Below are 12,025 nucleotides of genomic sequence, written 5' to 3'. Positions count from 1 at the left end.
GGGACGGATGGGTCGCCGCCTGCTCCGTTCGTCCGGCGCCGCTTTGCTGTGCGGCCTGTTGCTGGCCGGCCTGCCTCTGGGCGTGGCCGCCGCCGCGCGCCCGGCCGCGCCGCCGTCCGCGGTGCACGCCGAGCTGGCGCGCATCGAGGCGCTGTTCGCCAGCGACCGCCCGGACGCCGCCGCCCGCCTGCAGGCGCTGCAGGACCATATGCCGGCCGGCGCCACCTTCGACGAGCGCCGGGCCACGCTCCACAAGCTGATCCGTTTCTACGTCGACGCCAACGACGCCCGCGCGCGCCGCTACGTCGACGAACTGGCGGCGCTCGGCGCGCGCGCCGGCGACACCGAAAGCGCGCTGTGGGCGCAGGCCTACCGGGCGCGCCTGCTGGCCACGCTGGACGACAAACCGGCCGACGGCACGCTGTTGATCGACAGCGCGCTGGCCCGGGCCGGCGACAACGTCGCCGACGACCTGGCCATCGCGCTGCACGACACGGCGGCGCTGTGCAGCGGGCGCCAGGGCGACTTCAAAAACGCCTTGCGGCACCAGATCGCGGTGCTGGGCCATGTCAAGGGCAAGGACCGCGAAGACCTGTACCAGCGGGCGATCGTCCTCAACAACATCAGCTCGCTGTACAGCGACATGGGCGACGAGCGCCAGTCGCTGGCCTACAACGACCAGGCGCGGACTGTGGCCGAGGGGCTGCACGCGCAGGACATCCTGGACACCTTGATCGTGGCGCGTTGCAACAGCTACGTCCTGCTCAAGGAGACGCGGCGGGCCGGCGAGGTTTGCCGCGAGGCGCAGGCGCGCGCGCGGGCGTCGGGCGACAAGGCGCTCGAGGCCATTGTGCTCGATCTGTTCGGCAAGCTCGCCTGGCAAGACGGGCGCTATTCGGACTGCCTCGGTTACGCCGAACGGGCGCTGGCGCTGCACAATGCCGAGCACTATCCCAAGGAGCGCGCCCAGGCGCAGGCCGACGTCGGCCTGTGCCGCATCGGCCTGGGCGCGGTGGCGCAGGGCGAGGGCGAGGTCCGCGCGGCGCTGGGGGCGTTCCGCGCCAGCAAGGACGACGCCAGCGCCGGCGCCACCCTGGCGATGCTGGGGACGGCCTACGAGCGCGCCGGCCTGTTCAAGCAGGCGTTCGAGACGTCGCGCGAACAGCGCGCGTTGCAGCAGGCCGTTTTCGACCGCGCGCTCGACCGCGCCACCCTGCAGACGCGCTCGACCCTGGAAGCGGCGCTGCGGCAAAAGGAGATCGTCGCGCTGCGGGAGACCAACCGGCTGCAGCAGGCGCAGCTGACCAACGACCGGCTGCAGCTGGCGGTCGGCCTGCTGATCGCGCTGCTGGTGGGCGTGGTCGGCTTCTTCAAGTTGCGCGACAAGGAACGCTCGCGCCGCAAGGCGCAGCAGGAGAACCACAACAAGTCGCAATTCGTGGCCGAGGCCGCGCACGACCTGCGCCAGCCGATGCAGGCCATCGGCAACCTGCTGGGCGCGGCCTCGCACGCCATCGGCCGCGGCGACGTCGACAAGAGCCGCGACCTGATCGACACGGCGCAAAAGGCCACGCACGCCATGCGCAGCTCGTTCAACGCGGTGCTCGAGCTGTCGCGGCTCGAGTGCGGCGCCATCGCGGCCGAGTACAGCAGCTTCGACTTGACCGAGCTGGTCAACGAAAGCGTGTTCGCGCTACGCCCGCTCAGCGAGCCGCGCGGCGTCGCCATCCGGCTGCGCCTGCGCCCGGGGCGGGTGCTGGCCGTGCGCAGCGACCGCCAGCTGCTGGGCCGGGTGCTGTGTAACCTGCTGTCGAACGCCATCAAGTACAGCGACCCGTCCAAGCCGGGCGGGGCGGTGGTGGTGGTCGGCGTGGTCGGCCTCGGCTGCCACTGCCGGGTCGACATCGTCGACAACGGCGTCGGCATCCCGGAGGCGTTGCAGCGCGAGGTGTTCAAGCCGTTCTTCCAGGCCGACAATCCCGGGCGCGACCGCGATCGCGGGCTGGGCCTGGGCCTGGCCATCGTCGAATCGATCCTGACCCTGCTGTCGCGCCACACCTTGCGGCTGCGCTCGCGCGCCGGCGTCGGCACCCGCTTCTCGGTCGGGGTGCCGGTGGCGGCCCACGACGAGGCCATCGCGGCGCCGCCACCGGCCAGCGCCGCCACCGACATCGAGGACGTGGCCGGCCTGTACGTGCTGTGCGTCGAGGACGACCGCCTGGTGCGGCAATCGACCGAGGCGCTGCTGCGCGAATACCGGGTGCTGTGCGAGCCGGTGGGGTCGCTGGCCGAGCTCCAGGCGCTGCTGCCCGGCCTCGAGCGCATGCCCGACCTGGTGCTGACCGATTACACCTTGTCGGGCGGGCACACGGCGCGCGACGTGGTGCGCGCCGTGGCCGCCGAGTTCGGCGAGGCGCTGCCGGTGATCGTGCTGACCGGCGAGAGCGAGTCGCTGGCGCTGGGACCCGAGCTGGAGCACGCGGTGGTGCTACGCAAGCCGGTGGCGTCGGCGGCGCTGCTGGCGCGCATCCGCGCGCTGTGCGGAGGCGGCCGTGCGTAGGCCGGCGCGCGCCCTGGCCGGCGCCGCCTTGCTGCTCGGCCTGGCGTTGGTCGGCGCCGCGCCGCGCGCCGCCGAGCCGCCGCCGACCCCGGTCTACACCGAGCTGCTGCGCATCAACACGCTGTTCCAGCACGACCGCGCCGGCGCCATCGCCGAGTTGCAGGCGCTGCACGACAACCTGCCGGCCGGCGCCACCTTCAACGACCGCAGCAAGATGCTCAACACGCTGATCAATTTCTACGTCGACAGCGGCGACGCCCGCGCGCGCGGCGTCATCGACGAGCTGGCCGCGCTGGGCGCCGGCGCCGGTGACCTGGAAAGCACACTGTGGGCGGAAAACTACCGGGCGCGCGTGCTGGCCTTGTTCGACGCCAAGCCGGCCGATGGCGCGCTGCTGGCCGAGCGCGCGCTGGCGCGGGCCGGCGGCGTCGGCTACCGCCTGGCCGGCGCGCTGCACGACACGGCCGCCATGTGCCACCAGGAACAGGGCGATTACAAAAGCGCGCTGCGGCACCAGACCACGGCGCTGGGCTTGCTGCAGGGGCATACCGAGCGCGACCTGTATCACCGCGCGGTCGCGCTCAACAACATCAGCTTGCTGTACAGCCAGATGGGCGACGAGCGCCAGGCGCTCGACTACAACCGCCAGGCGCAGACGGTGGCCGAGGGCCTGCACGCGCAGGCCATGCTGGCCACGCTGGCGCTGGGACGCTGCGGCAGCTACGCCAACCTCAAGCAGCCGGAGCAGGCCGACAAGGCCTGCCAGCAGGCGCTGGCGCTGGCGCGCGTGGTGGGCGACCGGCGGCTCGAGGCCGACGCGCTCGGCCTGCTGAGCAACGCCGCCTGGGAGGCCGGGCGCTACCCGGCCTGCCTCGGGTACGCCGAGCGCGCCAAGGCGCTGCGCTCCGGCGCGGACAACGACAGGCGGCGCGCCGACGCGCTGGCCGACATCGGCCTGTGCCACATCGGCCTGGGCGCGGTGGCGCAGGGCGAGGGCGAGATCCGCGCGGCGCTCGAGGTGTTCCGCGCCGGCAACGAGCACGCCGCCATCAACGAGACGCTGGGGACCTTGACGACGGCCTACGAGCGGGCCGGCATGTTCAAGGAGGCGTTCGCCACGCTGCGCGAACAGAGCGCGCTGCGGGAGGCCGAATCCCAGCGCGAGCTCGACCGCGCCACCTTGCAGATGCGCTCGGCGTTCGAGGCGACCGCGCGGCAAAAGGAGATCGTCTCGCTGCAGGAAAAGAACCGCCTGCAGCAGGCGCAGCTGACCAACGGCCAGCTGGAGCTGGCGGTCGGCCTGCTGATCGCGCTGCTGGTGGGCGTGGTCGGCTTCTTCAAGCTGCGCGACAAGGAGCGCTCGCGCCGCAAGGCGCAGCAGGAAAACCACAAGAAGTCGCAGTTCGTGGCCGAGGCCGCGCACGACCTGCGCCAGCCGATGCAGGCCATCGGCAACCTGCTGGGCGCGGCCTCGCACGCCATCGGCCGGGGCGACGTCGACAAGAGCCGCGACTTGATCGACACGGCGCAAAAAGCCACGCACGCCATGCGCAGCTCGTTCAACGCGGTGCTCGAGCTGTCGCGGCTCGAGTGCGGCGCCATCGCGGCCGAGTACAGCAGCTTCGACTTGACCGAGCTGGTCAACGAAAGCGTGTTCGCGCTACGCCCGCTCAGCGAGCCGCGCGGCGTCGCCATCCGGCTGCGCCTGCGTCCGGGGCGGGTGTTGGCCGTGCGCAGCGACCGCCAGCTGCTGGGCCGGGTGCTGTGCAACCTGCTGTCGAACGCCATCAAGTACAGCGACCCTTCCAAGCCGGGCGGGGCGGTGGTGGTGGTCGGCGTGGTGGGCCTCGGCTGCCACTGCCGGGTCGACATCGTCGACAACGGCGTCGGCATCCCGGAGGCGCTGCAGCGCGAGGTGTTCAAGCCGTTCTTCCAGGCCGACAACCCGGGGCGCGACCGCGATCGCGGGCTCGGCCTGGGCCTGGCCATCGTCGAATCGATCCTGGGCCTGCTGTCGCGCCACACCTTGCGGCTGCGCTCGCGCGCCGGCGTCGGCACCCGCTTCTCGGTCGGGGTGCCGGTGGCGGCCCACGACGAGGCCATCATGGCGCCGCCGCCGCCCGCCGCCACCACCGACGTCGAGGACGTGGCCGGCCTGTACGTGCTGTACGTCGAGGACGACCGCCTGGTGCGCCAATCGACCGAGGCGCTGCTGCGCGAATACCGGGTGCTGTGCGAGCCGGTGGGGTCGCTGGCCGAGCTTCAGGCGCTGCTGCCCGGCCTCGAGCGCATGCCCGACCTGGTGCTGACCGATTACACCTTGTCGGGCGGGCACACGGCGCGCGACGTGGTGCGCGCCGTGGCCGCCGAGTTCGGCGAGGCGCTGCCGGTGATCGTGCTGACCGGCGAGAGCGAGTCGCTGGCGCTCGGGCCCGAGCTGGAGCACGCGGTGGTGCTGCGCAAGCCGGTGGCGTCGGCGGCCCTGCTGGCGCAGATCCGGGCGCTATGCGGCCAGCGCTAGCGCGCCGGCTGGCCCTGGCGCTGGGCGGTGTGGCCTGCGCGCTGGCGCTGACGACGTCGGGGCCGGCGCCGGCCCCGGCCCCGGGCGCCGCCTGCGCGGCGCTGGTGGCGCGCGCCGAGGCGCTGCTGGGCCAGCGCGACCCGGCCGTGCGGCAGGTGGCGGCGCGGCTCGACGCGCTGGCCACCGCCTCGGCCGACCCGGCCTGCACGCTGTGGGCGCACTGGCTGCGGGCGCAGGTGCGGCGCTACATCGACGGCGACATCGACGCCGCGCTGCTGCTGGCCGGCCAGGTGCTCGACGAGGCCGAGCGCGCCGGCGACCAGGAGGTGGCGCTGCGGGCCCACGTCATGGTGGCCGAGATCGCCGCGATCGAGGACGATTTCGCCGGTGCGCTGGAGCACCAGCGCATCGTCCTGGAACGGCAGGGCGCCGATCCGGCGCGGCGCGCGCGCACCCTGGCGAGCATCGGCGTGACCTACGCGCGCATGGACGACAACGGCCTGGCGCTGCGTTACGACGCCGAGAGCCGGACGCTGGCCGAGCGCCAGCACTTGCGCGGCCTGCTGCTCGAGCTGGACCTGAACGATTGCCGCGTGGCGCGCCGGCTGGGCCGGGCCGGCGAGGCCCACACCTGGTGCCAGCGGGCGCTGGCGGGCGCGCGCCACGCGGGCAACCGCGACGGCGAGGCGGCCGCGCTCGACCTGCTCGCCAGCCTGGACTGGGACCGGCGCGACGACGACGCCTGCCTGCGGCACGCCGGGCTGGCGCTGGCGCTGCGCGCCGAGTTGAACGGCGGCGCGGTGCCGGACGGCTGGCTGGCCACCGCCGGCCTGTGCCACATGAGCGGCGGCGCGCTGGCGCGCGGCGAGGACGAGGTGCGGCGCGCGCTGGCGTTTTATGGACGCGCCAGGAACGAGCGCTACGTCTGCATGCTGCTGGACTGGATGGCCGACGCCTATGCCCGCGCCGGCCGCCACCAGCAGGCGCTGGCCACGCAGCGCGAACTGCTTCGCCTGTGCGAGCGGCGCGCCGCGCGCATCCGCGATGCCCGCGTGCAGCGGCGCCGCGCCGCGCTGGAGGCGCGCGGGCGCCAGCAAAACCTGGCGCTGCTGGCGAGGCAAAACCACCTGCAGGCGGCGGCGCTGCGCACCGAGCGGCTATGGCTGGCCGTGGGCCTGCTGGTGTCGGTGCTGGCGCTGGCGCTGGGGTATTTCGCGGTGCGCGAACGCGAGCGCCTGCGCCGCCAGGCGCTGCGCGACAACGTCGCCAAGACGCGCTTCGTGACGGCCGCCGCGCACGAGCTGCGCCAGCCGATCCAGGCCATCGGCAGCCTGCTGGGCGCGGCGGCGCACGCGGCCGCGCGCGGCGACGCCGGCCATACCGCCGAGCTGCTCGGCATGGCGCGCCAGGCCGGCGACGCCATGCGCGGCGCCTTCAACGCCGTGCTGGAGCTGTCGCGGCTCGAATGCGGCATGGTGGCGGCCGACGACGACGCCTTCGACCTGGCCGAGCTGGTGGCCGAGACGGTGAGCGCGCTGCGGCCGCTGAGCGAGCCGCGCGGGGTGGTGGTGCGCCAGCGGCTGCCGGCGGCGCCGGGCGCGGCGCTGGTGCGCAGCGACCGCCAGCTGCTGGGCCGGGTGCTGCGCAACCTGCTGTCGAACGCCATCAAGTTCAGCGAGCCGGGGCGGGCCGGCGGCGCGCGCGTGCTGGTGCGGGTGGCGGCGGCGGGCGGCGGCTGGCGGGTCGAGATCGTCGACAACGGCGTCGGCATCGCGCCGACGTTGCAGCGGCACGTGTTCAAGCCGTTCTTCCAGGCCGACAATCCGGGCCGGGAGCGGGGGCGCGGCATCGGCCTGGGCTTGACCATCGTCGCCTCGATCCTGACGCTGTTGCCGCGCCACCGGCTGGCGCTGCGCTCGGTGGCGGGTGCCGGCACCCGCTGCCGGCTGCTGGTGCCGCGCGCCGGCGCGCGCCAGGCCAGGGCGCTGGCGCGGCGCCCGCACCCGGGGCCCGACTGCGCCGAGCTGGCCGGGCTGTATGTGCTGCAGGTGGCCGGCGGGGCGGCCGAGCGGCGCGACGGCGCCGCCGCGCTGGAGGCGTGCGGGATGTTGTGCGACAGCGCCGCCACGCTCGCCGAGCTGGCGCGCATGCTGCCGGCGATGGAGAGGATGCCGGATTTGATCCTGAGCGACGCCGTGCTGGCCGATGGTTATGCCGACGACGTGCGGCGCGCGGTGTTTGCCGAGTTCGGCGAGGCGCCGCCGCTGATCGCCGTGTGCGCGGCCGGCACCTGGGCCAGGGAGGCGCTGCGGCAGGCGGCGCTGGACGCGGCGCCGGTGGCGGGGGCGCCGGCGCGGCCGGTGGCGTTGCTGTGCCGGCCGTTGCCGGCCAAGGTGCTGGTGGCGGCGGTGCGCTTGCATTGTGGGGCGTGAGGGTGACAGGCCATGCGCGGCGCCGTGGAACGGCCGTGGAGACACGTAGGGCGGATTAGCGGGCAATGCCCGCCAATCCGCCCCGGGGGCACATCGATGACACGGCCTACCTGCCGGTAGGCCTTGAGAGGCGGAACGCCGTAATCCGCCATCTGTGAGCCGCCGACATAGCATGCATTGGCGGATTACGCTGCGCTAATCCGCCCTACGTGTCACCGTGGTGTTGCGCGGGAAGCGGCAGGGGCGGGATGATCACCCCGCGCCGCGCTACCTCGACCAGCAGCTCGGTGCGGCGCGTGACCTGGAAGATGCGGAACAGCTTGGGTACGTAATCCTTGCGGATCGTGCCTTCCTCGACCTGCATGCGGCTGGCGATGGTCTTGTTGGGCAGCCCCTGGCACAGGTGGTACAGCACCTCCAGGCAGCGTCCCGATACGCCCAGCTCGGCCGCCGTCACGCTCGGCACCGGCGGCGCGGCCGGCGCCGGCACGCCGTCGCGCGCCATCGCCGTCACCGGGATGAAAATGCCGCCCTGGAACACGGTGTCGAGCGCGCGCTGGAACACGCCGTCGCTGCTGATGTCCTTGGGGATGTAGCCGCAGGCGCCGGCGTTGATGCATTCGAGTACCAGCGGCCGGTCCGAACGCCCCGACAGCATGATGGCGCGCGTGTCGAGCTGCGCCTCGCGCAGATATTTAAGCAGGTCGAGTCCGGTCTTGGACGACTTCAGGTCGACGTCGATGAACGCCAGCTGGTAGCTTTGCTGTTGTAGTTTGGCCACCGCCTCGTCATAGTCGGCCGCCTCGTCGATGCGGGCGTCCGGCTGGGCGATACGGATCAGTTCGCGCATGCCGGCCCGCACCAGCCCCTGGTCTTCCACCAGCAATATCGTCAATTCCGATGCACCAGTCATCCATCCTCCGTGTCAGTGGCCATTCGGCGCTGTCATCATACCACCTGTAACGTTGCTGGGATGCACGATTCAGGCCGATGGGGGATTGACTGTCCGACAATTGTCGGGTCGTTGCCGGGTCGCGCGGCGTTGTCTCCCCGACATCTGCGGGATCGTCAGCGAGGCCCCGCTCCGCCATGATCTGGGCATCCCGGCGCGGCCCCCGGCGCTGACCGGGACCGACCGCCGAATGCCTTTCCAATGCCGCTATTCCGATGAGGTGACGACCATGTTCCAGATCTACTTCGCACTCGTATCCGCTCTGTCGCAGGCCGACGAGCTGCCATCCTACGCCATGGCCATGCAGGACGGCGACTTCGACGCGGCGCTGCGCCACGCCCAGCGCGCCGCCGGCCCGGACGGCGCCGCCGGCCCCGGCGTCTCGGCCTCGGCCCCGGCCTGCCTGGCCATGGCCGACGCCGCGCTGCTGCTGGGCCACGAGGTCGACGCCGACGAACATTTCCGCCGCGCGCAAAAGCTGCTGGTGTCGCACGACGCGCTGCGCGTGCTGTCGTGCCGCAATACCGGCTGGCAGGCGCTGAGCCTGCACCGTTACAGCGCGGCGATGCAGTGCTTCGCCCGCGTTACGCAGGACGGCGCGGCGTCGGCAAGGCAAAAGGTCGAGGCCGTGCTGGGCGTGGCGCTGATCCACCATCAGCTGGGCCAGCAGGCCGCCTGCGACGAGGCGCTGGGCCACGCGCGCGCGCTGGCGGCGGACGACGACGACGCCCGCTGGGCGCTGCTGGTCGATCTGCTGGCGCTCGATTGCGCCGTGCAGCTGGCGGTGCGCTGCTCGGCCGGGCTGCGCGACCACGTGTTCTGGCAGCCGGGCGCGGCGGGCGCGGACCACCAGTTGCTGCTGGGCCGCTTCGCCGCCGCGATGGCGGCGCAGGACGCCGCGCGGCCGGCGCCGGAGCTGGCGGCCCAGCGCCACGGCTGCCTGGCGCTGCTGCTGCGCCTGGCCGACGGCGAGCGCGACGCGATGCTGGCGCTGCAGCGCCACGTCGACCAGTCGCGCCGCTGGAACTGCCTGTCGTATTCGAGCGGCGTGCATGTGGAAATCGCGCTGGCGGCCTTGGCCGGCGGCCAGCCCGACCTGGCCGAGCAGACCTTGCAGCGTGGCCAGCGGGCCGACCGCCGCGCGCTGCGCTGGAGCCTGGACCAGCGCTATTGCCAGGCCAAGATCGCCATGTTGAAGGGCGACGCCGCCGACGCGCTGCGCTTTTACGCCGGCTACACCAGCGAGGCGCTGCAATGCCTGCGCAGCGAAACCCAGGTCATCAAGGCGCTGCACGGCGTGGTGCGCGAGGCGGTCGGCCAGCCGAGCGACGACATCAGCGCGCGCCTGCCGGCCAAGTACCGCCGCGCCTACCGCTACATCGTCGACAACTACCGCAACAACGACTTGAGCACCGGCGAGATCGCCGCCCACATCGGCGTCACCGAACGGGCGCTGCAGTTGGCGTTCCGCGAGCGCCTGGGCATGTCGCCGACGGCGGTGCTGCGGCGCCTGCGGCTCGACGCCGTGCGCGCCGAGCTGATGACCGAGCAGGGCGGCGGCGAAGGCATCCTCAAGACCGCCAACCGGCTCGGGCTGAAGAGCCGCTCGTCGCTGATCCGCGGCTACCGCAAGCAGTTCAACGAGGCGCCCTCGGCCAGCGCCTGCCGCTAATCCGTTCTCCACATTCGACAGGAAACCCATGAAGATTTCGACCCCGCCGCGCCGCGTCCTGGGCCCGGTATTGCTGGCGGCCTGGCTGGCCGCCGCCGCGCCGGCCGGCGCCGCCGATCATCCGGCGCCTCCGCGCGCCGCCTCCGCCTCGCGCATCCCGTGGCAGACCGGCTCCATCAAGTACGTCGCCGACCACAAGGACGTCAAGGAGATCCTGCGCGAGCTGGCCGCCAGCCAGAACGTCATGGCCTCGATCTCGCCCCAGGTCGAGGGCAACGTCACCGGCAACTTCAGCGAGTCGCCGCAGCGCTTCCTCGACCATCTGGCGGCGTCGTTCGGCTTCGTCTGGTATTACGACGGCACCGTGCTGTACATCGCCGGCGCCAACGAGGCGCGCAGCGTCTCGATCGGCCTGTCGCACGCCAGCGCGGCCGACCTGCGCAGCGCCATCGCCCGGCTGCGCGTGGCCGATCCGCGCTTCGCCATCGTGTATGACGACCAGACCAACACGGTGCTGGTGTCGGGGCCGCCGCGCTACGTCGAGCTGGTCAGCGAGCTGGCGCGCAAGATCGACGTCGACCACCAGCAGCGCCGGGCGCTGACGGTGCGCGTGTTCCCGCTGCGCTACGCCTGGGCCGCCGACCATCCGCTCAAGGTCGGCGGGCAGCAGCTGACCATTGTCGGCGTGGCCAACATCCTGCGCAGCATGTACCAGAAAAACGCGCCGATGGCGCAGATGGCGCCGCTGGCGACGCCGGCCGTCGCCCGCGTCGGCAGCGTGGCGGCCAAGAACGAGGCGGCGCCGCAGGGCGGCCCGGCCGGCACCAGTTTCTGGAGCAGCGCGCTGCCGGGCCTGGGGGGCGCCGACAACGCGCCGCGCAAGCCGCCGCTGCCGGGCGCGGGGCAGGGCGGTTCCGCCGACGGCGCCGCGCCGTTGCCGGTGGCCGCCGCAGGGGCGGCCACCGCGCCGGTCGAGGAGGACACGCCGACGATCCAGCCCGATCCGCGCACCAACGCTGTGTTGATCCGCGATCTGCCGGAAAAGATGGCCGACTACCAGCGCCTGATCGCCGCGCTCGACACGCGGCCGCAGGTGCTCGAGATTAGCGCCAGCATCATCGACGTCACCGAGAACGGCCTGGAGCAACTGGGCGTCGACTGGCGCCTGCACAGCAGCCACCTGGACTTCGAGAGCGGCGCCGGCAACAACGCGCAGCTGGCCTTCCCCGGTTCGCTGAACCCGAACGGCTTCGCCAATCCGAACAGCACCGACGGCAGCGGCAACGCGGCCACGCCGACCGGCGCCGCGCTGACGGCGGTGCTGGGTGGCGCCGGGCGCTTCCTGATGGCCCGCGTCAACGCACTGGAGCAGGCCAGCGAGGCGCGCATCAGCGCCAGCCCCAAGGTCGCCACCTTGGACCATGTGGAGGCGGTGATGGACAACAAGACCACCTTCTACGTGCCGGTGGCCGGCTACCAGTCGTCCGATTTGTACAGCGTCTCGGCCGGCACCTCGCTGCGGGTGCTGCCGATGGTGGTGCCGCGCACCGGCGACAACGCCGACGGCGGCGACGGCCAGATCCGCCTGACCGTGCACATCGAGGATGGCCAGCTGACCGGCCAGCTGGTGGGCCAGCTGCCGGTGGTGAGCAACAGCGAGATCGACACCGAGGCCTTGATCCGCAACGGCGAGAGCCTGCTGATCGCCGGCTACTCGGTCGAGCAGAGCAGCAAGCAGAACACCGACGTGCCTTTGCTGTCGCGCCTGCCTTTGCTGGGCGGCCTGTTCCGGAACAAGCAGGACCAGAAGCAGAAGTTCCAGCGCTTGTTCCTGCTGACGCCGCGCATCATCACGCCGTTGTAGCGGCGCTTCGCCGGCGCGGCGCGG

Annotated in this window: 6 protein-coding genes; 5 read left to right on the top strand and 1 reads right to left on the bottom strand. The window is 72.7% G+C overall.

Features of this window, described 5'->3' with window-relative positions:
• Positions 1-7: 7 nt before the first annotated feature.
• From JOD97_RS14145 to JOD97_RS14135, 3 genes are read left to right on the top strand one after another with little or no spacing between them, the layout of a single operon-like run.
• Positions 8-2,560 (top strand): hybrid sensor histidine kinase/response regulator, encoded by a 2,553-nt coding sequence (locus JOD97_RS14145; protein WP_209718702.1) that lies wholly within the window; start codon positions 8-10, stop codon positions 2,558-2,560.
• Positions 2,553-5,081, top strand: coding sequence for an ATP-binding protein (locus JOD97_RS14140; RefSeq protein WP_209718701.1), 2,529 nt, complete (start codon positions 2,553-2,555; stop codon positions 5,079-5,081). Before JOD97_RS14145 ends, JOD97_RS14140 begins: the two co-directional genes overlap by 8 nt.
• A complete protein-coding gene (locus JOD97_RS14135) occupies positions 5,066-7,513 on the top strand; it encodes a HAMP domain-containing sensor histidine kinase (protein ID WP_209718700.1) in 2,448 nt (815 codons plus the stop codon). The genes JOD97_RS14140 and JOD97_RS14135 overlap by 16 nt, the downstream gene beginning before the upstream one ends.
• A gap of 205 nt (positions 7,514-7,718) precedes the next feature.
• On the opposite strand, the gene JOD97_RS14130 is transcribed toward JOD97_RS14135, so the two are convergent.
• On the bottom strand, positions 7,719-8,426 hold the full coding sequence (locus JOD97_RS14130; protein WP_209718699.1) for a response regulator transcription factor: 708 nt from the start codon (positions 8,424-8,426) through the stop codon (positions 7,719-7,721).
• A 268-nt stretch (positions 8,427-8,694) separates the two neighbouring features.
• On the opposite strand from JOD97_RS14130, the gene JOD97_RS14125 reads away from it, so the two are divergent.
• Positions 8,695-10,137, top strand: a complete 1,443-nt coding sequence (locus JOD97_RS14125) for a helix-turn-helix transcriptional regulator (RefSeq protein WP_209718696.1) — start codon at positions 8,695-8,697, stop codon at positions 10,135-10,137.
• A 28-nt stretch (positions 10,138-10,165) separates the two neighbouring features.
• On the top strand, positions 10,166-12,001 hold the full coding sequence (sctC, locus tag JOD97_RS14120) for a type III secretion system outer membrane ring subunit SctC (RefSeq protein WP_209718693.1): 1,836 nt from the start codon (positions 10,166-10,168) through the stop codon (positions 11,999-12,001).
• The last annotated feature ends 24 nt before the right edge of the window (positions 12,002-12,025 follow it).

This window comes from Duganella sp. 1411 (genome assembly GCF_017833525.1).
Classification (GTDB): Bacteria; Pseudomonadota; Gammaproteobacteria; order Burkholderiales; family Burkholderiaceae_D; genus Rugamonas.
This window is presented reverse-complemented; position numbering and strand designations above follow the sequence as displayed.